The organism is Thiopseudomonas alkaliphila (genome assembly GCF_001267175.1).
Taxonomy (GTDB): domain Bacteria; phylum Pseudomonadota; class Gammaproteobacteria; order Pseudomonadales; family Pseudomonadaceae; genus Oblitimonas; species Oblitimonas alkaliphila.
In genome coordinates this window covers 1,397,600-1,421,722 of the sequence record NZ_CP012358.1, presented here as the reverse complement: position 1 = coordinate 1,421,722, position 24,123 = coordinate 1,397,600, and the positions used below count along the sequence as shown (strand labels likewise).

At 48.1% G+C, this 24,123-nt stretch carries 20 protein-coding genes; 12 read left to right on the top strand and 8 right to left on the bottom strand.

Annotated features, from left to right (window positions below; all coding sequences use genetic code 11):
• Positions 1–44 precede the first annotated feature (44 nt).
• Entirely contained in the window at positions 45–1,862 is a 1,818-nt protein-coding gene (gene typA / locus AKN87_RS06870) for a translational GTPase TypA (protein WP_053100520.1), read from the top strand.
• Positions 1,863–1,922: 60 nt separating this feature from the next.
• Here the strand turns inward: typA and AKN87_RS06865 are convergent, their stop codons facing one another.
• Entirely contained in the window at positions 1,923–2,654 is a 732-nt protein-coding gene (locus AKN87_RS06865; protein WP_053102907.1) for a DUF3298 and DUF4163 domain-containing protein, read from the bottom strand.
• A 123-nt stretch (positions 2,655–2,777) separates the two neighbouring features.
• Here AKN87_RS06865 and AKN87_RS06860 point away from each other — a divergent pair, with 123 nt between their 5' ends.
• The gene (locus AKN87_RS06860; RefSeq protein ID WP_053100518.1) at positions 2,778–3,398 is read left to right on the top strand and encodes an NUDIX domain-containing protein; all 621 of its coding nucleotides are present in this window, start codon (positions 2,778–2,780) and stop codon (positions 3,396–3,398) included.
• A gap of 64 nt (positions 3,399–3,462) precedes the next feature.
• Here the strand turns inward: AKN87_RS06860 and AKN87_RS06855 are convergent, their stop codons facing one another.
• A complete protein-coding gene (locus tag AKN87_RS06855; protein WP_053102906.1) occupies positions 3,463–5,025 on the bottom strand; it encodes a bifunctional aminoglycoside phosphotransferase/ATP-binding protein in 1,563 nt (520 codons plus the stop codon).
• A gap of 114 nt (positions 5,026–5,139) precedes the next feature.
• Here AKN87_RS06855 and mrcB point away from each other — a divergent pair, with 114 nt between their 5' ends.
• The 3 genes from mrcB to AKN87_RS06840 are packed head-to-tail and all read left to right on the top strand — an operon-like array spanning position 5,140 to position 8,517.
• Positions 5,140–7,470, top strand: coding sequence for a penicillin-binding protein 1B (gene mrcB / locus AKN87_RS06850; RefSeq protein WP_064496082.1), 2,331 nt, complete (start codon positions 5,140–5,142; stop codon positions 7,468–7,470).
• A 13-nt stretch (positions 7,471–7,483) separates the two neighbouring features.
• The gene (locus tag AKN87_RS06845; protein WP_053102905.1) at positions 7,484–8,188 is read left to right on the top strand and encodes a tetratricopeptide repeat protein; all 705 of its coding nucleotides are present in this window, start codon (positions 7,484–7,486) and stop codon (positions 8,186–8,188) included.
• Positions 8,185–8,517, top strand: coding sequence for a YqcC family protein (locus tag AKN87_RS06840; RefSeq protein WP_053102904.1), 333 nt, complete (start codon positions 8,185–8,187; stop codon positions 8,515–8,517). Before AKN87_RS06845 ends, AKN87_RS06840 begins: the two co-directional genes overlap by 4 nt.
• A 573-nt stretch (positions 8,518–9,090) precedes the next feature.
• On the opposite strand, the gene AKN87_RS06835 is transcribed toward AKN87_RS06840, so the two are convergent.
• The 5 genes from AKN87_RS06835 to AKN87_RS06815 all read right to left on the bottom strand — a co-directional run bounded on the left by AKN87_RS06835 (position 9,091) and on the right by AKN87_RS06815 (position 15,661).
• On the bottom strand, positions 9,091–9,588 hold the full coding sequence (locus tag AKN87_RS06835; protein WP_053100514.1) for an RDD family protein: 498 nt from the start codon (positions 9,586–9,588) through the stop codon (positions 9,091–9,093).
• Positions 9,589–9,729: 141 nt separating this feature from the next.
• Positions 9,730–11,253, bottom strand: coding sequence for a fumarate hydratase (locus tag AKN87_RS06830; protein ID WP_053100513.1), 1,524 nt, complete (start codon positions 11,251–11,253; stop codon positions 9,730–9,732).
• An 87-nt stretch (positions 11,254–11,340) separates the two neighbouring features.
• Positions 11,341–12,255, bottom strand: coding sequence for an acyltransferase (locus tag AKN87_RS06825; RefSeq protein ID WP_053102903.1), 915 nt, complete (start codon positions 12,253–12,255; stop codon positions 11,341–11,343).
• 118 nt (positions 12,256–12,373) lie between these two features.
• Positions 12,374–14,458, bottom strand: coding sequence for a phosphate acetyltransferase (gene pta, locus AKN87_RS06820; protein WP_053102902.1), 2,085 nt, complete (start codon positions 14,456–14,458; stop codon positions 12,374–12,376).
• 15 nt (positions 14,459–14,473) lie between these two features.
• Positions 14,474–15,661 (bottom strand): acetate kinase, encoded by a 1,188-nt coding sequence (locus AKN87_RS06815; protein ID WP_053100510.1) that lies wholly within the window; start codon positions 15,659–15,661, stop codon positions 14,474–14,476.
• Between the two features lie 267 nt (positions 15,662–15,928).
• Between AKN87_RS06815 and AKN87_RS06810 the strand changes: the two genes are divergently transcribed.
• Positions 15,929–16,411: an FKBP-type peptidyl-prolyl cis-trans isomerase gene (locus tag AKN87_RS06810; protein ID WP_053100509.1), complete on the top strand. Its 483-nt coding sequence runs from the start codon at positions 15,929–15,931 to the stop codon at positions 16,409–16,411.
• Between the two features lie 69 nt (positions 16,412–16,480).
• On the opposite strand, the gene AKN87_RS06805 is transcribed toward AKN87_RS06810, so the two are convergent.
• A complete protein-coding gene (locus AKN87_RS06805; RefSeq protein ID WP_053100508.1) occupies positions 16,481–17,467 on the bottom strand; it encodes an outer membrane protein assembly factor BamD in 987 nt (328 codons plus the stop codon).
• 158 nt (positions 17,468–17,625) lie between these two features.
• Between AKN87_RS06805 and rluD the strand changes: the two genes are divergently transcribed.
• The 6 genes from rluD (at position 17,626) to AKN87_RS06775 (ending at position 24,075) form a co-directional block, all read left to right on the top strand.
• On the top strand, positions 17,626–18,597 hold the full coding sequence (gene rluD, locus AKN87_RS06800) for a 23S rRNA pseudouridine(1911/1915/1917) synthase RluD (protein WP_053102901.1): 972 nt from the start codon (positions 17,626–17,628) through the stop codon (positions 18,595–18,597).
• 2 nt (positions 18,598–18,599) lie between these two features.
• A complete protein-coding gene (pgeF, locus tag AKN87_RS06795; RefSeq protein WP_053103643.1) occupies positions 18,600–19,325 on the top strand; it encodes a peptidoglycan editing factor PgeF in 726 nt (241 codons plus the stop codon).
• 316 nt (positions 19,326–19,641) lie between these two features.
• A complete protein-coding gene (gene cpdA, locus AKN87_RS06790) occupies positions 19,642–20,457 on the top strand; it encodes a 3',5'-cyclic-AMP phosphodiesterase (protein WP_053102900.1) in 816 nt (271 codons plus the stop codon).
• A 102-nt stretch (positions 20,458–20,559) separates the two neighbouring features.
• Positions 20,560–21,141, top strand: a complete 582-nt coding sequence (locus AKN87_RS06785) for a YqiA/YcfP family alpha/beta fold hydrolase (RefSeq protein WP_053102899.1) — start codon at positions 20,560–20,562, stop codon at positions 21,139–21,141.
• A gap of 55 nt (positions 21,142–21,196) precedes the next feature.
• On the top strand, positions 21,197–23,092 hold the full coding sequence (gene parE, locus AKN87_RS06780; protein ID WP_053102898.1) for a DNA topoisomerase IV subunit B: 1,896 nt from the start codon (positions 21,197–21,199) through the stop codon (positions 23,090–23,092).
• A 38-nt stretch (positions 23,093–23,130) separates the two neighbouring features.
• Positions 23,131–24,075, top strand: coding sequence for an esterase-like activity of phytase family protein (locus AKN87_RS06775; protein WP_053102897.1), 945 nt, complete (start codon positions 23,131–23,133; stop codon positions 24,073–24,075).
• Positions 24,076–24,123 lie beyond the last annotated feature (48 nt).

Below are 24,123 nucleotides of genomic sequence, written 5' to 3'. Positions count from 1 at the left end.
CGAGTGTTAACCAATTTTTTGCTTTTCTATTAGAGATAAAACTTGTGATTGATAAATTACGCAACATTGCCATTATTGCCCACGTTGACCATGGTAAAACGACCTTGGTTGATGCCCTATTACGTGCCTCCGGCACCTTGGATCGTAAAGAACTAGACTCTGACCGAGTCATGGACTCTAACGATCAAGAAAAAGAGCGTGGCATTACCATTTTGGCGAAAAACACTGCGATTAACTGGAATGATTACCGGATTAATATCGTCGATACCCCAGGCCACGCTGACTTCGGTGGTGAAGTTGAGCGGGTAATGAGCATGGTTGACTGTGTGCTACTGGTGGTTGACTCTATTGATGGCCCAATGCCACAAACCCGTTTTGTGACGCAAAAAGCCTTCCAAGCTGGCTTGAACCCAATCGTAGTTGTTAACAAAATCGACCGTCCGGGCGCGCGTCCAGACTGGGTAGTTGATCAAATTTTTGACCTGTTTGATAACCTAGGTGCGACCGACGAGCAGTTGGATTTCCCCATTGTGTACGCCAGTGCGTTAAATGGTATTGCAGGACTTGATCCAGAAGAAATGGCCGATAACTTAGATCCGTTATTTGAAGCCATTGTTAAGTACGTAGAGCCGCCCAAGGTTGACGTTGATGGCCCATTTCAGATGCAAATCTCTGCCTTGGACTACAGCAACTTCTTAGGTGTTATCGGTGTAGGCCGTATTAACCGCGGTAGCATTCACGCTAATAGCCCAGTGACCTCGATTGATGCCAATGGTAAGCGTCGTAATGGTCGTATTTTAAAAATCATGGGTCACCATGGTTTACAGCGGGTTGAAGTAGAAGAAGCACACGCTGGTGATATCGTGTGTATCAGCGGTTTTGAGCCACTGTTTATTTCTGACACCCTGTGTGATCAGCAACACGTTGAAGCATTGCCAGCACTGACCGTAGATGAGCCAACGGTGAGCATGACGTTCCAGGTCAACGACTCTCCATTTGCCGGTAAAGAAGGTAAGTTTGTTACTAGCCGCAACATTAAAGAGCGTCTAGAAAAAGAGTTGCTGCATAACGTAGCGTTACGTGTAGAACAAGGTTCAGATCCTGATAAATTTAAAGTGTCAGGCCGTGGTGAGCTGCACTTATCGGTCTTAATTGAAACCATGCGCCGTGAAGGCTTTGAGTTGGCTATTTCTCGCCCTGAAGTGGTGATCAAAGAAGTAGATGGCGAAAAGCAAGAGCCTTACGAAAACGTGATCATTGATATCGAAGAGCAGCACCAGGGCACCATTATGGAGCAAATGGGACTGCGTAAAGGTGATCTGAAAGACATGGTGCCAGACGGTAAAGGCCGTGTACGTTTAGATTACGTTATTCCTGCACGTGGTTTAATTGGTTTCCGTAACCAGTTTATGACCCTTACTTCAGGTACCGGTATTTTAACCAGTACCTTCAGCCACTACGGCGCGATTCGTTCCTCTGAAGTGACTGCGCGTCAAAACGGTGTGCTGGTGTCTATGGCAACCGGTAAAGCGTTGAGCTATTCGCTGGAAACCTTGCAAAGCCGCGGTAAGCTATTCTTATCGCCAGGTGATGAAATCTATGAAGGCCAGTTGGCCGGTATCCATAGCCGCGATAGCGATCTAGTGATTAACCCAACTAAGGGTAAAAAACTGGATAACATGCGCGCCTCTGGTAAAGATGAAACCATCGCGTTAGTACCACCGATTCGCTTTACCCTTGAGCAAGCGCTAGAGTTCATTGATGACGATGAGCTGGTGGAAGTTACGCCGGTGTCGATTCGTTTACGTAAGAAACACTTAACGGAAAACGATCGTAAGCGTCACGAGCGTTCAAAAGCTTAAGTTAAGCTGCGTCATTAACAAAGGAGCCTGATGGCTCCTTTGTTGTTTGAGTTGAGAAAATTAGCGTAGATATTCGGGTTTAAAAATCTTGAGCAACGCTGTTTTTGGAATATCCAGTACCGGATGTCCGCTGGAATAAGGCGCAAGTGCATAGACTGGGTAAATCAGCTGTACCTTATATTTGGTCAGCGCAATATTATCGGTTTTCTGAAACGGCCACTGCTGTAGAAAATTAGGATCCTCTTGCTGCAGATTTTTTGAGTCTAGCCAGCGTAAATGCGCTCGCTCAGCTAACTCCCAAAAAGCGGCTTCTTGTCCTGGGCGCAGCATATCTTGCAAGGTAATCACTTGCTGTTTATTCCAGTCATAAATTAAGGTGGCTCGGCCTGGCATACCATGGGCGCCACCGGTATAGATATAGCTAGAAAACTCGATACTGGCGATCGAATTATGCTGATCTAGTACTCTCGCTTGTAACCAAGCCTGCCAGCCCGGCTCAGCCGTAGCTAAAAAGCGCTGACTGTATTGCTCGAGGGTACGATTGGCTAAGTTGGCTCCTTCATCATTGGCCATTTTTAGCAGATTGCGGGTAATTAATTGATTCAAGTGTGGTTGCTTGGGGAAAACCAAGGTATCCATATTGACCAAGCTGCATTGCTCTCCACGGCATTGATGATTGGTCTGCTCCCATTGAATCCGCTCAGGTTTGACTACTTTACCGCTAGCGGAATTAAAGGTTTGGCAAGCACTGAGCAATAAACTGATAAACACTAAAAAACCAGCACGTAGCATGGCAGTTAAACTCCTTCGATAAAACCAATACAGATGAGGCTAGAAAAGTAAGGGCCATTGCAGGCATCATGGCATTTTACGTCAAGTCACCGGTAAGTGAACCTCAGGGAGCTAAATAGCACAATGAAAGATGAGCCAACAGCCGTTAGCCAAGATGTAACGGTCAATCAGCGAGAAGTATGTTTCAAAGGGTTTTATCAGCTCGATCGCCTCAAGCTTCAGCACCGCCAGTTTTCTGGAGAAATGGGCCCTGAAATCACCCGTGAGTTATTTGTTCGTCCGGATGCGGTCTGTGTACTGCCCTATGATCCGCAGCGTGATACGGTGATTTTGGTCGAGCAGTTTCGTATCGGTGCGTTAGATAAAAGCCGTCATCCCTGGTTGCTCGAGGTGGTGGCGGGAATTATTGATACCGATGAAACAGCGCAACAGGTTGCTCGACGTGAAGCGGTAGAAGAAGCGGGACTCACTCTGCATGAATTATGGCCAGTTACCAGTTATTACCCATCGCCCGGTGGTTCTGATGAGCGGGTACAGTTGTTTGTTGGGCGCTGTGATAGCGAAGGGGCAGGTGGCGTCTTTGGCTTAGCGGAAGAAGGTGAGGATATTCGCGTCCATGTGTGGGCGTTAGATGCAGCGTTAGCTGCGGTCAATGATGGGCGGATTGATAACGCGGCCAGTATTATTACTTTACAGTGGTTGGCACTGAATCGAGAAAAAGTGCGGAGTTTATGGCTGAGTTAAGGTTTAACTGATAAGTTTACTTCGCGCAACAGCAAGCTGGCGCGAAGTAAACTAAATAGTAGGCTTAAAATCCTGGAAACTGCGCGCGAATATGCTTAATTAAGTTATCCAAAGAGGCTGGCTCATTGGTTTCAACTGGATAACGTGAGTTGAGCTCTTCAGCGGTGAGTGGTTCACGGTTTTGCTGCTGTTGTTGAATAACTTCTGCAGTGGCATCGGAAGGATCCAAGCCTTCGTTTTGCCGTTGCTCGAGCCACTTGGCAATGACGGTATCCGGTGCTTGGCAGTCCAGAATAATAAAGGGCACGCCTAACTCTTCAGCAATCAGTGCCGCCGCTTGACGCTGCTCATGTTTTAAATAGGTTGCATCAATGACCGCCGGATAGCCAGCTTGTAACGCTTGGGTGGCTAACTCGTGTAAGCGCGCATAGGTTTCAGCACTGGCATTAGGATTATAGATACCGCCACCCATCACCTCTTGTTGATCAGAAGGTTGCTCACCAAATAATCGTTTACGCTCAATGTCTGAGCGAAAGCGTAGGGCACCTAAGGCTTCCACTAAGCGCATGGCGACATGGCTTTTGCCAACGGCAGAAATACCATGAGTAATGGCCAGTAAGCGTGAGGGAATTGCGCTGTAGCTTTCTGCGAGCGCTGCGTAGTTACGATACAGCTGAATAATCGCTGCCCGTTGTACCGCGTCTTGCTCTTGAGCTAAGCGAAATAAATTAACCTTACCGCGTACCATGGCGCGATAGGCTTTGTAGAAGTTAATCAAAGGCATCGCTTGGTGATCAGCGGTATGCTCAATCCAAGCGTTAATAAAACGTCGTGATAAGGCTTTTAAACCACGGTCTTCAAGGTCCATGGCTAAAAAGGCGGCATCTGAGGCAACGTCAATTAAGCGAAATGGCTCGTTAAATTCAATGCAGTCAAACAGCGCGACCTTGCCTTCAAATAGGGTAACGTTACCTAAATGGATGTCGCCGTGGCACTCACGGATTGAACCATTGTGACGGCGCTGCTCTAACAGGGGAAGTAAACGCTCGAAGGAGGTTTCGGCCCAAGCTTCTAAGGCATCTAATTGCTGTAAGTCTTTTTTGTCGCTTAGCAGCGGGCGGATCTGCTCAAAATTTTGGCGGATCGGTGCCATAATCGCATGGGGATCACCCAGTGCGTGTGAAGCTGGTACTTGAGGCGCACTGAGGTGAAAGTCAGCGATTTGTTTAGCTAAGGCATCCATATGGGCTTCGGTGAGTTCGCCACGTTTTTGCATATCACCCAATAACTGGGTTTGTGGGAACTGGCGCATTTTTAGCATGTACTCAATCGCTGGTCCTTCGCCATTAATGACCGGGGCTTCAAGGCTACCGGTAATTGGCAAGACTTCTAGATAGAGGTCTTCGATAAGGCGTTGGTTAAGGCGCAGCTCCTCTTCACAGAAGTGTTTACGGGCGGCAACTTGAGTAAAATCTAAGAACCCGAAATCGACCGCCTTTTTGACTTTATATGCATAGGAGCCGGTCAAAATCACCCAGGAGATATGGGTTTCAATTACTTGAAATTCATCTACTGGGTGCGGATATAGATCGGGATTCTGCAATGCATTGATAAGAGCTTGAGTCACGGAAAATCCTTGGAGTCACTGAAAATTAATAGCATTATGGCTGCAATTGAGCGCCTTGCAAACTGATTGCTGTGCTATTTTACCTCGGCCTAAAGCGAGTAGTTGAGAGAAGTTATGACGCAAAGAAAAACCACCTCCCGTGGTAAACACCGAAAATCGCAGCCACAGAAATCTTTTTTGCGCAAGATTTGGGGAGTGAGTTGGAAGCTAGCCTTAGCCGCTGGCGTCATTTTAATTGGCTATATGGTGTACTTGGATGCGATAGTTCAGAGCAAATTTTCTGGTAAGCGTTGGACTGTTCCAGCCAAGGTGTACGCGCGCCCCTTAGAACTTTATGCAGGTCTGCCGCTAAAGCAAGAAGACTTTTTAATCGAATTGACGGCGCTTGGTTATCGTAAAGGGCAAGCGGTTAAGCGTCCTGGTGATATGCAGGTTAATGGTAATAGTGTTGAGCTCTATAGCCGTGGCTTTAAGTTTTATGATGGCACAGAACCGGCACAACAGGTTCGGGTGCGCTTTAGTCAGCAACAAGTGGCCGAAATCCAAGCGGCAGGGCAAGCGTTACCGATTTTGCGCTTAGAGCCGTTGACCATTGGTGGCATTTACCCGGCCCATCAAGAAGATCGAATTCTAATTCAGCTAAAAGATGCTCCGGCGTACTTAGTTGAGTCTTTATTGGCGGTAGAAGACCGTAACTTCTTTAGTCATCACGGCGTTTCACCGCGGGGTATTGCCCGTGCAGTATGGGTTAATGCGCAAGGCAAAAAAATGCGCCAAGGCGGGAGTACCTTGACTCAGCAGTTGGTGAAAAACTTCTTTTTAACCAATGAAAGAACCTTGTCGCGTAAAGCCAATGAAGCCTTAATGTCGATTTTACTTGAGCTGCATTACGGCAAAGAAGAAATTTTAGAAGCTTATTTGAACGAAGTATTTCTCGGGCAAGATGGTTCGCGAGCGATCCATGGATTTGGATTGGCTAGTCAGTATTATTTTGGTCAGCCCTTTGCTGAGCTAGAGGTACAGCAGGTGGCTTTATTGGTAGGCATGGTGCAGGGTCCATCGGGGCTGAATCCGCGGCGTAATCCAGAAGCTGCTACGACTCGACGTAACCTAGTATTAGATTTGCTGGCGCAGCAAGGTACCTTAACCGCAGAAGAAGCAGCCACGGCTAAGGCCAAAGGCTTAGGCGTAACGCAGCGCGGAAGCTTAGCGGATACGACCTATCCAGGCTTTATGGATTTAGTGAAACGCCAGCTGCGGGAAGATTACCGAGATGAGGACCTAACTAACGAAGGCCTGCGGGTCTTTACCAGTTTTGACCCGATTTTGCAGCGTAAAGCCGAGCAAGCAATTAGTGATACCTATAAACGTTTAGCCGGGCGCTCCGGGCTGGATAAGTTAGAAGCAGCAATGCTGGTAACTAACCCTGAAACCGGTGAAGTACAAGCATTGTTGGGTAGTAAAGCGCCGCGCTATTCCGGTTATAACCGCGCGCTAGATGCTTCGCGGCCGATTGGCTCACTGGTTAAGCCCGCGATTTATTTAACCGCATTGCAACGATCAGAGCAGTTTACTTTGACCACGTTACTGCAAGACACCAACTTGGTGGTGCAAGGTAAAGATGGCTCACGTTGGAGTCCCAAAAACTATGACCGCCGTGAACATGGTGAGGTGTTTTTATATCAGGCGTTGGCTAAATCTTACAACCTTTCCACTGCTCGATTAGGCATGGCAGTGGGCATTGGCGAGGTGCTGGATACAGTACGTAAACTGGGCGCTGCTCATCAGTGGCCAGCATATCCTTCGATGATGTTGGGGGCAGGAGACTTGACTCCTTTTCAAGTCACCAGTATGTACCAAACCTTAGCCAATGGTGGGTTTAATACGCCTCTGCGAGCGATTCGTGATGTGTTAACGGCGGATAATCAGCCACTGAATCGTTACCAATTTACCACTGAGCAACGTTTTGATCCGGGTGCGGTATTTTTAACCCAACAGGCAATGCAAAAAGCGATGCGCGAAGGTACTGGACGCAGTGCCTATCAGCAGGTAAGTAATGCCATTAATTTAGCTGGAAAAACAGGAACCAGTAATGATTTACGTGATAGTTGGTTTGCCGGTTTTAGTCAGAATCTGTTAGCGGTGGTGTGGATGGGGCAAGACGATAATGGCAAAACGGCGTTCACCGGGGCTAGCGGTGCCTTACAACTGTGGAGTAGTTTTATGGCTAAAGCAAACCTGGTGTCGTTAAACCCTGTGGCACCCAGCAATATTACCTATGCTTGGGTAAACTCTAAAACCGGTGAGGGAACAGAGCAGGGTTGTCCAAATGCGGTGAAAATGCCTTATATTTTAGGTAGCGATCCAGCGCCAGTGCCGTGCTGGAATACAGAAAATATTGATAATCCAGCAACCAATAGTTGGCTGCACGACATTTTTAATTGACGGGAATATAACGTTGAAAAATATAACTTGGCTACTATTAGGCAGCTCATTATTGTTAGCGGGCTGTAATACCACTAATCCTTATCAGCGCAGTCAGGTACCGGTAGTAGAGGCAGGTGGGCCGTTAACTGCAGGCGTATTGCGTGACCGTGATGCTCGGATGGCCGCAGGTAACGCGACTCAAGCTCCCACGCGTGCGCCAGTCAGCGCTCCGTCAAATGCTTGGCCGAGAGAGACTGATTCAGGCGTAGTGGCAATTCCTCAGGGGGTAGATACTGGGAAGCTAGAAACTTCACCTGTGATTAGTGGTGAAGAGATCAAGCAGCAGTACCAGCAACGCCAGCAACAGGTACAGCAGCGTTTTGACTCAGAAGTTAAGCAGCAAGGTGCGCAGTTAAAAGCGCCGGTGGTAGCGTTACTAGGAAGCGCTGATCAGGCTAAAAGCCAAGGTAATTTAGATAGTGCAGCAGCTAACTTGGAGCGAGCACTGCGTATTTCACCGCGAGAGCCTGAGGTGTTAATGCGCTTAGCCGATATCCGCTTGAAGCAGGGTAATCCAGCGCAAGCAGAACAGTTGGCGCAACAAGGGCTGAATGCGGTGCCTAGTAATACCCCCTTAGCAGCAAGTCTGTGGGATATTATTGCCCAAGCTCGGGATATGCAAAATGATCAGCAAGGGGCCCAGCAAGCCCGTGATAAAGCACGAGTGACGTTATGAGTGCCGAAATTCGTGCGCAGTTAGCCAGCGCTTTTGAAGAACTAGTTATTGAAATGCAAGCCCTTGACTGGTGGACTTTACCCAGGCCATCGCTGGCAGCCTTAGCCAGCGAGCAGCCCTTTGCTGCTGACACTATGGCGTTTAATCAATGGTTACGTTGGGTGTTTGTTGAGCGCTTACAGGCGTTGTTGGATAGTCCAGAGAGTGCTTTGCCGACTCGCTGTAGCATTGAGCCGATGGCTGAATACATGCATCAGCATGAGCTTGAGAAAGTGGCTGCGTTATTGGCGAAACTTCGACTTATAGACCAGCTATTAACTCGAGAATAAGTCAGTATCGCCAGCACTTTGATGCGAAGTGTCTGCGGCTAGCCAACAGACACAGGCTCGGTTCGAGGGTGTGGAGTGTGGTTTAGAGGAACGCACTGATGTGGTCGGCGCGATTACTGTGTTAAGGGGGCGCGCGCCCGGTTAGCCTGTGAAGTGAGCAGTGCAGTATGCCGCCAGCAGCAGGAACCGGCTGAAGCGCCTCAGGAGTGGCTCAACCCTGCACTTGAGCGCCTTAGGAGTCTCATGCTTTCGGGCCGTGAGGATGTTAACTAGGTTTTATAAGCTCTGCTGCGTCTATGGCGACTTCTGTTGGGACTTGCTAGGTGTAGCGTCAGTAGTTACACATTCTGCTGGGTAGTTGGCAGGTGGTTGTGCATCATTGTGCTGAACGCCTTGTTGATCAACCCTGCGATAAAAGTCTGCTGCAGAAACCATCATCTACGATGCGCATAGACTGATTAATGCGCAAGACACCAAGCACAAGCAGTAGATCGCATGGTGACTCTTTGAAGGTAGATTCAACTGTCAACTATAAACGCTGTTCGTTACTAACATGGATAGTAAAGAGTTGAGCTATTTTTTATGTGCGTTTTTTGGCAATTGGATCACCACTGAGTCTGAATATAGGTCATGCCAAGTGGCTTTTTTTGCGCTGAATACTAACCAAAAATAGCCAAGGCCGCCTAGCAGTAGTGAAGGAATAGCCACAAAAAAACGCAGTAACGCTTGCCATAGGCTAATCGCTGAACCATCTTTATTTTGCACTCGTACTCCCCAAACTTGCATGCCTAGGGTTTGTCCGGTGTGAGTCCAAAACTTGGCAAAAAAAGCGAATACACTGAATAATAGTAAGGTTGAGAGCAGCGGATCAATATCTAGCTGCCCGCTTTCTGAAAGTTGCTGCAGCTTATCTGCGCCATAGATTAAACGCAGCACAACTTGCTGATAAATTAGCGTCAGTACCATCACTAAGGCAATGACTAATAATGAGTCGTAAAACATTGCCGCCAGACGTTTGCCAAGTCCTGCAAGCGGAAAGTTTCCAGACGGTTTGAGCAACGGTTTAGCCATGTGGGTTACATCCAACAAAAAGGTTAGAGCTTATTCTAGCTAAAAAAGGAGTACAGTGTTGTTAACCTAGCTCTGAGATAAGTACTAGACATAAAAAAGCCGCTATTAATCATTAATAGCGGCTGAGGTACCGACTTAAGCTTACTTAATCTCGACTGCAAGGTTCTCTGCAATCTTCTCGTGCCAAAGTTTAGGGCCCGTTAAGTGCACTGACTCACCTTGGGTATCTACTGCCACGGTGACAGGCATATCTTTAACCTCAAACTCATAGATGGCTTCCATCCCGAGCTCTTCAAAAGCTACAACACGGGCTTTCTTAATCGCTTGAGCAACTAAGTAGGCAGCTCCACCAACAGCCATTAAGTACACTGCTTGGTTATCTTTAATTGCATCAATTGCAATAGGACCGCGCTCAGACTTACCGATCATGCCTAGTAAGCCAGTACTTTCTAAGACTTGGCGAGTAAATTTATCCATTCGGGTGGCGGTGGTCGGGCCTGCAGGGCCTACTACTTCACCGGCAATCGGATCCACTGGGCCAACGTAGTAGATAAAGCGATTTTTTAGATCAACCGGTAAGCTTTCACCTCGGTTTAGCATATCGACCATACGCTTATGGGCAGCATCACGTCCGGTGAGCATTTTACCGTTGAGCAGTACAGTTTCGCCTGGTTTCCAACTTTTTACTTCTTCTGGTGTGATTTCATCTAAATTCACTCGGCGCGCTGAAGGACCTGCTTCCCAAACGATTTCTGGGTAGGCATCTAATGGCGGTGCTTCTAAGCTGACTGGGCCTGAGCCATCGAGCACTAAGTGAGCATGACGAGTGGCGGCGCAGTTTGGAATAATGCACACCGGTAAAGAAGCGGCATGGGTTGGGTAGTCTTTAATTTTGACGTCTAAAACAGTGGTTAAACCGCCTAAACCTTGGGCGCCGATACCTAGTTGGTTGACCTTGTCAAAGAGTTCTAGGCGCAGTTCTTCTGCGCGGTTTTGTGGGCCACGTTGTTGCAGCTCGTGAATATCAATGGACTCCATTAATACTTCTTTTGCCATCACAGCTGCTTTTTCTGCCGTACCACCAATACCAATACCGAGCATACCTGGTGGACACCAGCCCGCACCCATTTCTGGAACTGTTTTGAGCACCCAATCAACAATTGAGTCTGAAGGGTTAAGCATCGCCATCTTGGCTTTGTTTTCAGAGCCGCCACCTTTAGCTGCCACGTCAATCTCTACGGTATTACCTGGCACTAAGGAATAGTGAATAACAGCAGGGGTGTTGTCTTTAGTATTTTTGCGGGCACCAGCAGGGTCAGCCAGGATTGAGGCGCGTAAGACGTTTTCTGGCAGTTTGTAGGCGCGGCGAACACCTTCGTTAATCATGTCATCAACGCTCATGGTCGCACCATCCCAGCGCACATCCATACCAACACGGACAAATACGGTGACAATTCCGGTATCTTGGCAGAGTGGGCGATGGCCGGTGGCGCACATCCGAGAGTTGATGAGAATTTGCGCCATAGCATCTTTAGCTGCTGGGGATTCTTCGCGCAGGTAGGCTTCATGCATCGCTTGAATAAAGTCTACGGGATGATAATAAGAAATAAACTGCAGGGCGTCGGCGACGCTTTGAATAAGGTCATCTTGCTTTATCACGGTCATGGAGCACTCCTTGGTTGTGGCGAAAGCTCACAGCTGATGCTGTGATTAACGGGTTATTATAGGTAGCACGCAGACTAGCCAAACAGGCTAGTTATGCGGTGTACGTGGAAACCTTTGATGGAGCTGCTGTAACAGTTGATCTTTCTCGCTCCATAATTGGTTGACCCACTGCTGAAATTCTTGGCGATAAGCTAAGTCAGTATCGTAGCTCTTGCCAATAAACTGCGGTGGAATTTCTAGGGTTTCAACGCGCATCACAATACGTTTGATTTTACCACTGAGTAGGCACCAAATTGTTGGCTTACCTTCAGGGTAGTAAATAGTTACGTTAACTAAACTTTTTAGCTGCTCGCCCATGGCATCTAAGACAAAAGCAATGCCGCCGGCTTTGGGCTTAAGCAGGTACTGATAAGGTGACTGTTGCTGAGTATGCTTAGCTTGGGTAAAGCGAGTGCCTTCCAAAAAGTTAAACACCGACACTGGATTGGTCTTATAGCGCTCGCACGCTTTGCGTGTGGTGGCTAAGTCTTGACCTTGTTTTTCAGGGTGTTTAGCTAAATAGGCTTTGCTATAGCGCTTCATAAAAGGAAACTCGAGTGCCCACCAGCATAAGCCAATCACCGGTACCCAAATTAGTTCTTGCTTTAAGAAGAACTTAAGCAGCGGAATGCGGCGGTTAAATTGATACTGCAACGCTAAAATGTCGACCCAGCTTTGGTGATTACTGGTTACTAAACGTGAGGATTGCATATCCAACAAGTCAACGCCTTCTACGTTCCAGTCAATCTTTTGGGCTAAATCGATCCAAAAGTTATTAATTCCAATCCAGGTTTCAGCAATCCAGTGCATGACAAAGCGCAGTGCCCGTTGGGTAGTCGGAAAGGGCAGCAGAAACTTCAGTAGCGCTGCAATAAAGAGCGGCCAGCAGAGAATTAGAGTGCTGAGGGTTAGGATCAGCGAAGAAATGATGCCGCGGATAAATGCAGGTAGAAATCGTAACATCAGCGAATAAGGCCTTTCAATAAATGAAAAGCACGACGGGTGTCGTGCTTTTCAGTCGTCAGAGTTAAACGAGTTAAGCCTGATTATAGCCTGTATTTAATACAGATGTTTAACCCGCTTACTGGCTAGCTGCCTGAATAGCGGTTAGGGCAATGGTAAACACAATATCATCGACCAATGCACCGCGTGACAGGTCATTGACTGGCTTACGCAAGCCTTGCAACATGGGACCAACGCTAATCACGTTGGCACTGCGTTGTACCGCTTTATAGGTCGTATTACCGGTATTTAGATCGGGGAAAATAAACACAGTAGCGCGACCTGCGACTTTACTTTCTGGTGCTTTTTGTCGGCCGACACTTTCAATGCTTGCAGCATCGTATTGAAGCGGGCCATCAATCGATAGCTCAGGGCGTAATTCGCGGGCTAAGCGAGTTGCAGTGCGTACTTTTTCAACCTCAGCACCGGTACCTGAGTCACCTGTTGAGTAGCTGATCATAGCCACTCGCGGGTCGATCCCAAAGGCTTGAGCGGACTCCGAACTCTGTAACGCGATTTCTGCCAGTTGCTCAGCATTGGGATCAGGGTTAACTGCGCAGTCGCCATATACTAGTACTTGATCAGGCAGCAGCATAAAGAACACCGATGAGACTAAGTTATAGCCAGGTGCAGTTTTAATTAACTGTAATGCAGGACGAATAGTGCTAGCGGTGGTATGAACTGCGCCTGATACCAAACCGTCGACTTCATCTTCTGCCAGCATCATGGTGGCCAGAACTACGGTGTCCTCGAGTTGAGCGGCGGCTAAGGTTTCATTGAGGCCTTTGTCTTTACGTAGCTCAACCATTGGCGCAATGTAGCGCTGGCGAATGCTGTCTGGATCAATAATTTCTAAGTCAGCCGGCAGTTCAATGCCTTGGGCTTTAGCGATTTCTTGAACTTCTTCAGGTTTAGCTAAGAGTACGCAGCGGGCAATGCCGCGTTGCTGGCAAATAGCAGCCGCTTGAATAGTGCGCGGCTCATTGCCTTCTGGGAGCACAATGCGTTTATTTGCAGCCTTAGCTCGTTGCACCAGTTGATAACGGAAAGCCGGTGGTGACAGTAGTAGTTCTCGTGCGGTACCGCAGCGTTCTTTCAACCAATCAACCTGTAAGAAACTGGCAGCGTGCTCGGTGACTGCTTTAGCCCGCTCTTGGTCATCAACCGGAATGCCCTTATTGATTCGGGTTAGATTATTGGCGGTATCATAAGAGCCAGTGGCGACGGTCATCACCGGCAAACCGGTTTTCAATGCGCCTTGGCAAAGATCCATGATGCGTGGATCAGGGGTAAAGTCGGTGCAGAGTAATAAGCCTGCTAATTGCACGCCATTCATTGCCGCTAAACTTGCAGCGACAATAATGTCATCGCGATCGCCTGGGGTCACAATGAGCGTGCCAGGCTGCAGCAGTGAAATCATATTAGGTAGAGCGCGGGCACAGAGTACGGTTTTTTGTACGCGGCGCTGCTGGATTTCACCGGCATTCAACACTTGGGCATTGAGCAGATGCGCAATATCTTGCGTGCGGGGCGCATTGAGCTCTTCAGAGTAAGGAATGCAGCCTAAGAGTTTGAGGTCGCCTTTTTTTAGCGCAGCCATTGCTTCGGTGAGCTGCGTGCAAAAAGCTTGTGGCTCGTGGTCAGTGACTTTGTTAACAATGACTCCAAGTACCTTAGCGTTTTTTACTCCGCCAAAAACTTGGGCTTGCATTTCAATGCGATCTACCAGTTCATCAATGGCTTGGCTTTGTGGCGCACTGACTAAAATGATTTCTGCATCTAGCGTTTTTGCAAGGTGCGCGTTGATCCGTTCAGCATAGTTGGCTTGCTGAGTTGGCGTCATGCCTTCAACAATGACGATATCGTGCTGTTCAGCGACGGCTTGGTAATTGCTAATGATCTCTTCTAAGAGTTCATCAAGCTGGCCATTACCTAGCATTTTCTCCACATAGTGCACTGATAAGGGAGTGGGCTGGGATAAGCCTAAGGTGCGCTGCACTAGCTCGCTAGCCCGCTCGGGACCGGCATCGCCAGGATGAGGCTGGGCTATGGGCTTAAAAAAACCAACATTCAGTCCACTACTGACTAAGGCATGAATTAGGCCAAGGCTAATTGAGGTTAAGCCCACACCAAAACCGGTGGGCGCTAATAAAAATGAATGCATGCAAATATCCTGCGCTTAAGCATCAAGTAGAGCGAGTGTTTCAACTGCAATTTGACGCTCTTCATTGGTGGGAACTACGAGTACACGGGTTGAGTTAGCTGCGCTAATTTGTCCTGCAACTCCACGTACGCACCGTTGGTTAGCTTCTTCATCTAAAGTGATGTTAAAGAATGGCAGATAACCAATGGTCTTGCTACGGACGATATCCGCATTTTCACCAATTCCGCCAGTAAAGACTAAACCATCTAAACGCGGCAGTGCACAAGACATGCTCGCTAGCGACTTGGCTAAACGGTAGCAGAACACCTCAATGGCTAAAGTGGCTTTTTCGTTACCTTGGGCGCTGGCCTCAAGCAGAGTACGCATATCATTGGATAAGCCAGATAAACCCAGTAAACCACTTTCTTTGGTCAGGACGGTTTCAATTTTGGCTAAGTCCCAACCAAGGGTGCGGTTTAGGTGGTTAGCCAGGCTTGGATCGACATCACCACTGCGCGTACCCATAACCAAACCTTCCAGCGGGGTTAAACCCATGCTGGTGTCACGACTTTCACCATTAACCACAGCGCAGGTTGAGCTGCCATTACCCAAATGGGCGATGAGCCAGCAGCTATCTTCTACCGGTAAGTTGGTTATCTCAGCAGCTTTACGGCTGACATACATATGGCTAGTGCCATGGAACCCATAACGGCGTACATGATGGTCAGTATAGAGCACTTCCGGTACAGCATAGCGGAAAGCGTGATCTGGCATGGTTTGATGGAAGGCAGTATCAAATACGGCAAATTGAGGTAAATCAGGGTAGAGCTCAAGTGACGCTTGCACCCCAATTAGGCCGGCGGGGTTATGTAGGGGCGCTAGTACTGCCGCCGCTTCAATCACTTCAATCACGTCAGGGCGTAGTTGTGTGGCTTTAGTAAAGTGCGCACCACCATGCACAATACGGTGGCCAATACCATGGAGTGAACCATGGCTGGCTTTTTGTACCATGGGCAATAAGCGCTCAAAGGCTTCTTTGTGAGTAGCGCCATGTAGCGAGGTTACGTGTTTTTCGCCTTCAAAGGTCCAGTTTAAAACAGCATCGTCTGAACCTAAGCGCTCTGCTAATCCTTGGAGGGGGAACTCATCAGAATTTTCATTTACTAGAGCGAACTTAACAGAAGAGCTTCCGCTGTTAATAACTAAGATATTTCGACCTGACATGGGATGTCCTTAAAATAAGAGATAAACACGAGGTAAAGGAAAGCTAGTATTTAGTCGTTGTTAAAGTATTGATCTAAAGCGGCTTACTACCCGATCTGGAGGCAGAAGAGATCAGAAAAACGACATTTATAAGTAAAATATTCGGCTAATCTTCCTGTTCGACAATTGCTTGGTCAACCCTGCAAAGGTCTTGTCATTCTAAAGTCGCATTCAAAATCATCTGCAGGTAAACTGCCGTTTACATTTACCCAGCGAAGGTTCTTTCTAATGCAAATCGCAAAAAATAAAGCAGTATCCATTGAGTACACCTTAACCAATGAACAAGGTGAAGTGATTGACAGCTCAGTAGGATCGGCTCCTTTAGAGTATTTACAGGGTGCGCAGAACATTATTGTGGGCTTAGAAAATGCTTTAGAAGGAAAAGCTAAAGGTGACGAACTTGAGGTCAGTATTGAGCCTGAAGATGCGTATGGTGAATATTCGCCTGAATTAATTGCGACATTAAGTCGCAGCATGTTTGAGGGCGTAGATACCTTAGAAGTAGGTATGCAGTTCCATGCATCGGCTCCAGATGGTGGCATGCAAATTGTGACTGTACGTGATGTTGAAGGTGATGAAGTAACGGTAGACGGTAACCATCCATTAGCCGGACAGGTTTTAAACTTTAAAGTGAAAGTAATGGATGTGCGGGATGCGACGGCTGATGAAATTCAGCATGGTCATATCCACACGGCAGGTTGTCAGCACTAAACTGTGGTGGTCACTACGAATAAAGGCACCTTAGGGTGCCTTTATTCGTTTCTATGATGAGTGAAAGGGTTATTTGAATAGTCCAAATGTTAGTCGGTTTAACCAGCTGCGTTTGGGTTTTTGCAGCTCCATGTCCTCACTATATAGCTCAGGTGGTAGAGCATCTACCGCATCTTGATATTGATTGAGCATATCTTTGCTGGCTTGGGTTTGTACTGGACGGGTATCGTGTTTGGAGTCAATCAAGCCCAAGGTTGCTTTACTTAACCAGTTACGGGTTTCTTCCTCTTTTACTAATGGCTTGAATTCGCCAGAGGCTAGGCTGGGGTGATCGGGATAGTTCAGCTTAAGAGTGGCTAAGCTATTAGCAGCTAAGTCATTGAGAGTTAAATGCTGATAGGACTCGGTCATTAAGGCTAAACCATCAGCAACAGCAGGGGTGCCCTGAAAGTTTTCGACAATATATTGGCCGCGGTTTAGTGAGGCAACATAGGCTTCACGCTTTAAATAGTAATAGCCCACATAGGCCTCTTGGGCTGCAAGCAAGTTACGTAGATAAATCATCCGCTGTTTGGCGTCTGGTGCGTACTGGCTGTTTGGGTAGCGGCTGGTGAGCTGCGCAAACTGATTGTACGAGTCACGCGCAGAGCCTGGGTCGCGCTTAGTCATATCTAGCGGCAGAAAACGCGATAAAATTCCGCGGTCTTGCTCAAATGAAGTTAGGCCTTTGATATAAAGCGCATAATCAACATTGGGGTTGGCTGGATTAAGGCGCATAAAGCGATCCGCTGATGCCCGTGCGGCTTCAGGCTCGGAGCTTTTATATTGAGCGTAAATTAAGTCCAGTTGTGCTTGTTCGGCATAACGGCCAAAAGGATATCGAGTTTCTAACGCTTTTAATTTTTTTGCGGCTGAACTGAAGTTTTCTTTTTCTAAATCAGTCTGAGCTTGCTGATAAAGTTCTGTTTCAGTGAGGTTTTCATCAAGCTTTTTATTTGATGAGCAGGCACTGACCAGAGCAAAGGCAGCAATGAAGAGTAAAGTCTTTACATGCATTATGGCTGACGTCCTAGTGACGGTTGGCTGTTTGGCTGACTTAGAATAAGTCGTCCTGTTATAGTGAGCATCTTTCGTTTCAGCAAAGAAGCATCGATGCTGTATTTAACCACAAGCGCAAGGCTGAAACCAAAGCCTGCGCCAATTGAATAAATAGTATGCCAGTAAATAGCAATGATTCCATCCAGCTGAGTGCAGAAGTTCCTTTTGAGTTAGGCGGGCAACGCTTGGATGTTGTAGCGGCCCAATTGTTCAGTGACCACTCACGTTCACGTATTACCCAGTGGATTAAAGAAGGTCAACTAACCGTTGATGGCAAACCAGCCAAGCCCAAAGATAAGGTACATAGTTCGGCGTTGTTGGAGCTAGAAGCAGAGCGTGAAGCGCAGGGCGAGTGGGTTGCTCAAGCAATTCCGTTGGATATTTTATTTGAAGATCAGCATATTTTAGTGTTGAACAAACCTGCTGATTTAGTAGTGCATCCGGCGGCGGGTCATCCTGACGGTACTTTGCTAAATGCGCTACTGCACCATGTACCTGAACTGATTAAAGTGCCGCGGGCCGGTATTGTGCATCGCTTAGATAAAGACACCACTGGGGTGATGGTGGTGGCAAAAACCTTAGAGGCGCAAACCCACTTAGTTGAGCAGCTGCAAGCACGTAGCGTGGGACGCATCTATGAGGCGATTGTTTATGGCGTGATCGTATCGGGCGATACCATTGATGCGCCGATTGGCCGTCATAGCCAGCAGCGACAGAAAATGGCAGTGGTTGAAGGCGCTAAGCCAGCAGTCAGTCATTTCCGCGTTCTGGAGCGTTTTCGTTCACATACCCATACGCGAGTGATTTTAGAAACTGGACGTACTCACCAAATTCGGGTGCATATGTCACATATTGGTTTTCCGTTGATCGGTGATCCGACCTATGGTGGACGTTTTCGCATTCCGCCAGGCGCTAACCCGACCTTAATTGAGGCCTTAAAAACGTTTCCAAGGCAAGCCTTGCATGCGCGCTTTTTAGAGCTGACCCATCCAGTCACAGGGGAGCGTATGAAGTGGGAAGCGCCCATTCCAGAAGACTTTGCATGGTTACTCAGTTTGTTGCGGCAAGATAGCGAGGCATTTATCTAGTGTTGGACTGGATTGTTCCTGATTGGCCGGCCCCCGCTCGGGTACGAGCTTGCGTTACCACCCGTAATGGTGGGTACAGCCAAGGACCTTATGCCCAGTTAAATTTAGCTGAGCATGTCGGCGATGATTCACTTCAGGTGCAGCGCAATCGCTTACTGGTCGATCAGTTGCTGGGCTGCCAGGCCACGTGGCTGAATCAAGTCCATAGTTGTGACGTAGTCGCTGCCAGCAATGATTTAGTAACAGCCGATGCAAGTTACTCAACTACGCCTTATCTCGCTGCTTGTGTGATGACAGCTGATTGCTTACCTGTACTATTCTGTGATCGGCAAGGCAGTACCGTGGCAGCGGCCCATGCCGGTTGGCGTGGATTAGCGCAGGGCATCTTGGAGGCTACGGTGCAGCAGATGCAGGTCCCTGCGAGTGAGTTAATGGCGTGGCTAGGACCTGCCATTGGGCCTGAAGTATTTGAGGTAGGGCCTGAGGTGCTTGAGGCTTTTGTCTCGATACAACCGGAAGCCAAATTAGCCTTTGTGCCTGCCGCGCGTGCGGGGCATTGGTATGCAGATATTTATGCGTTAGCGCGTTTGCGCTTACAGCGCGTGGGAGTGACAGCAGTGTATGGCGGAGAGTTTTGTACCATGACTGATGCCCAGCAGCGTTTTTTCTCTTATCGGCAACAGGCGGTAACGGGACGCTTTGCTAGTTTAGTTTGGTTGACTGAGTAACCTGTCGGTGGATAAAACAAGGCTAACCAATTGCACAGTGGATAAAAAAAGACCCGCACAAGGTGCGGGTCAAAACCGTGTTTAGCCTGATGAGGAGATAACCGTAAAACTTGGTTGGTTATCACTGACGAGCTGTCAGTGGTTGTTACTGTAATTGAGAATCATTATCATTGCAAGCGTTTTAGCTAATCTTTTTTAAGATGGCTGAAACAGTCTTAGGCGCATCAAGTGAGAACTAGGTGCTGGGCTGTAAAGTTGTAATTAAGGATCGACGACTGCAGCGTACGCTTGCCGTATTGAGTGGGGGACTCAAGCATTGCCACAGATAGCCACAGCGCAGCAGCCAGCCATTCGCTTGCTGCAAATAACCGATACACATTTATTTGCCGATCGCTCCCAGCATCTGTTAGGAATTAATACCTACGCTAGTTTAGCGGCACTCACGCAACAGATAGCCCAGCGTCTGACGCAGCCTGTAGATGCCCTGTTGCTGACCGGTGATTTAGTGCAAGACCACAGCCCAGAGGGCTATGAATATGTTGAGCAGTTAACGCAATCTTTAGCTAAGCGACAGTTTTGGCTATTAGGTAACCATGATGAGCGCGCAGTGATGACGCAGCATCCTCAGGGGGCGTTGTATTTACAGGCAGAATACGTGCTCGGCAATTGGGCGTTATTGTTGTTAGACAGCCAGGTAGCTGGCTGTGCCTATGGCCAGTTAGATACCGCACAGTTGATGGCGCTAGAGCACAAACTGGCTAATCTAAGCGCAGAGCATGTGTTATTGGCAGTGCATCATCACTGCTTACCTGTAGGCAGTGCTTGGATTGATCAGATTGGTTTACGTAATGCCGATCAGCTGCTGGCGCTGTGTGCTAAATATCCACAGGTTAAAGTGATTATTTCTGGGCATGTGCATCAAGCCAGTCATCAGCAAGTGGCAGGACTCGACGTGTTGACTACACCATCGAGCTGCGTGCAATTTTTGCCCAAGGCCGAAGACTTTGCTGTGGATACCTTGCAACCTGGTTATCGTTGGTTGACCTTGTATGCCGATGGTCGGGTAGAGACGCACGTGGAGCGCTTGCAAGAGCCTTGTTTTGTGCCAGATCCAGAGGCTGCAGGCTATTAATAGGCTCTATGAAATAATTGATTGTGAGCTCACGCAAAGAGATGGTTGCTGATAATATACGCCACGAATTGAGTGCTTGATGTCTAGTGTAAGAGGGATGCTATGTCGGCAAAAATTATTTATATCCATGGATTTAATAGCTCGGCCCTTTCAACTAAGGCGCGGCAACTTCGTGCGTACTGGCAGCAATTAAATCTGCCACATGATGCCTTAATTATTCCTGACTTGCCTAATGACTTTAGTGCGGCTATGGCACAGCTTGAAGAGCTGGTGCTAGCCAACCCACAGGCCTTGTTAGTGGGCAGTTCGCTGGGTGGTTTCTATGCTACCTATTTACATGATCGCTATGCTAATCCAGCCCTGTTGATTAATCCTGCAGTAGAGGCGCATCTGCGTTTTGAACACTATGTTGGGCCGCAAACTAACTACCATACCGGCGAAACCTGGGACCTCACTGCAGAGCAGATTAAACAGTTAACTCCGTTAGCAGTGGCACCGCCAAAGGCAGGAGCAAAGATTCAGGTTTGGTTACAAACCGATGACGAAACTTTAGATTACCGCGTAGCTGAACGCTACTATCAAGACTGTGTGGTAGAGGTAGAGCAGGGTGGCGATCATGCTTATCAAGGCTTTGCCCAGCGTATTCCCGAAATTTTAGCATTAGCTGGCATAGCTAATGCCTAATTGGCTGATGTTTTACCTCCTGCAGTACGTTTATATTTTGATTTAAAAGGCAGTTATGACTAATACGACCTATACCGCTGATGCGATTGAGGTGTTATCGGGGCTGGATCCGGTGCGTAAGCGCCCAGGCATGTATACCGATACCACTCGCCCGAATCACCTAGCCCAAGAAGTGATTGATAACAGCGTGGATGAGGCGTTAGCCGGGCATGCAAAGCAAATTCAGGTGATCTTACATACTGATCAATCGCTCGAAGTGATTGACGATGGACGCGGTATGCCGGTGGATATTCACCCTGAAGAGGGCATCTCAGGGGTAGAGTTGATTTTTACTCGGCTGCATGCAGGCGGTAAGTTCTCTAATAAAAACTACGAGTTCTCTGGTGGTTTGCATGGGGTTGGGGTGTCGGTAGTCAATGCTTTGTCGAGCCAAGTAGAGGTCCGTGTACGACGTGATGGTCAAGAGTACTTGATGACTTTTAACGATGGCTTTACCGCTTCGGCTTTAACCGTAGTCGGGACTGTCGGACGGCGCAATACCGGAACCTCAATCCGTTTTTGGCCTGATCCTAAGTACTTTGATTCAGCCAAGCTCTCGGTACCGCGGCTAAAGCATATTTTGAAAGCGAAAGCGGTACTGTGCCCTGGGCTGCAAGTGGTATTTGTTGATAAAAATACTAATGAAAAACTGGAGTGGCAGTTTGTCGATGGCTTGCGCTCCTATTTGACGGAGACCTTGGGTACGACTGAACGTTTGCCAGAAGAGCTATTTTGTGGCGAGCAAAAAGGTAAGACCGAGCAAGTTGACTGGGCATTATGCTGGTTACCGGAAGACGGAGAGTTAATTCAAGAAAGTTACGTTAACTTAATTCCTACCGCCCAAGGCGGAACTCACGTAAATGGCTTGCGCCAGGGTTTGCTGGATGCGATGCGCGAATTTTGTGAGTTTCGTAATCTATTGCCACGTGGAGTTAAGCTGGCGCCAGAAGATATTTGGGAGCGCATTAGCTTTGTGTTGTCGATTAAACTGCAAGAACCACAGTTTTCTGGGCAAACCAAAGAGCGTTTATCCTCACGCAACGCTGCCGGCTTTGTTGGCAGCGTAGTTAAAGATGCCTTTAGTTTGTGGCTTAACGCCAACCCTGAGTTAGGCACGCAGTTGGCAGAGTTAGCGATAGCCCATGCCGGTAAGCGCTTAAAATCAGCCAAACGGGTGGAGCGCAAAAAAATTACCCAAGGTCCTGCGTTGCCAGGCAAGTTAGCCGATTGCGTAGGGCATGACCCGATGCGGGGCGAATTGTTCTTAGTTGAGGGTGACTCGGCTGGTGGCAGTGCTAAGCAAGCACGGGATAAAGAGTTTCAGGCAATTATGCCGCTGCGCGGTAAAATTCTTAACACTTGGGAAGTCGATGGCAGTGTAGTGCTTGGTTCTCAGGAAGTGCATGACATTGCTGTAGCCATTGGGGTTGATCCTGGAGCTAAGGATTTGGGTCAACTGCGGTATGGCAAAATTTGTATTCTGGCTGATGCCGATTCTGACGGCTTACATATTGCCACCTTGCTCTGTGCTTTGTTTTTACAGCACTTTAGGCCTTTGGTTGAGCAAGGTCATGTGTATGTGGCAATGCCGCCACTCTTTCGGATTGATTTGGGTAAAGAAGTGCATTACGCCCTTGATGAAGGAGAGCGTGATGCAATTCTAGAGCAGCTCAAGCAGCAAAATAAACGTGGCAAGTTGCAGGTGACTCGTTTTAAAGGGCTGGGTGAAATGAACCCTGGGCAACTAAGAGAAACCACCATGGATCCGAATACTCGGCGCTTAGTTCAGCTCACCTTGGAAGACAGTCAACAAACGATTGAGTTGATGGATATGTTATTGGCGAAAAAGCGTTCCAGTGATCGTCGTAGTTGGTTAGAAGATAAAGGGAATCTGGCCGAGGTCTTAGCTTGAGAGCTAGTTGCTGGTCCCTCTTTACTACTTGGCTACTGTTGAGTCTGACGCAGCTGGTCTGGGCCGACGAAACCGTACTGGAGTTAGCCCAAGAGTATCCTGTACAGGGATTAACGGCAGGTCATTTATCAGGCCTTAGCCAGTGCCAAGGTCGTTGGTGGGCGGTGTCAGACCGTGTGGATAATCAAGTGTTTGAGCTGATTTTAGATAGCGCGCAGCAACAGTTTCTGGCTCAACCCTATGCGATTCAAGTACCACCAATTAATCGCAAACCTTTAGCCAATCGCCTATTACAGAGCGTCGTCAGTCAGGTCAGAGGCAGTGAGCTAGATTTTGAAGGTATTAGCTGCGATAGCCAGCACAACTTGTATTTGGTAAGTGAAGCATATTCTGCCGTGTTACAGGTTAATCGAGAAGGCGAAGGACGCTGGATTCGTTTACCGAGTAACTTGCACTCGATGGCGCGCGCTAACGGTTTATTGTTGCGGCACAATGCGGGTTTAGAAGGCCTTGCGCTAGCGGAAGATGGCAGTCAGCTCTGGTTAGCCGCGGAGCGGCAGGGTCGTGGCTTAATTCGTTTAACCCAGCATCAACTACAGTGGCGTTGTATTGATAACTGTGTAGTCTTAGCCGAGCAACATCAGGTGCCATTGCCCGCGCCTTATAGCGGTCGCACGGCGGCAGACTTCTCTGGATTAAGTATGTATCGCGATAAATTGTTTACCTTGGAGCGCGCCGAGCGACAGCTGTGTCGACGAGAGTTAAAACACGGAAAAGTTGAACGATGTTGGTCATTTGCGAGCACTGAAAGCCTGCCCGAGAAGCGCTACGGTGGCGCTCAGTTAGGGATGGCAGAAGCTTTAGTGATTGAAGAGGGTGCGGCGTGGGTTGGCTTAGATACGGCTGACAAAGTCCGAGCTGACCAGCTAAAAAATCCTATTATTTGGCAATTTAAAGCACCTGCCAAGGGCTGGTTGCATTGAGTGCAGCACTGTACAGCGTAGACGTACAGGCATTAACAGGCAGGTAAA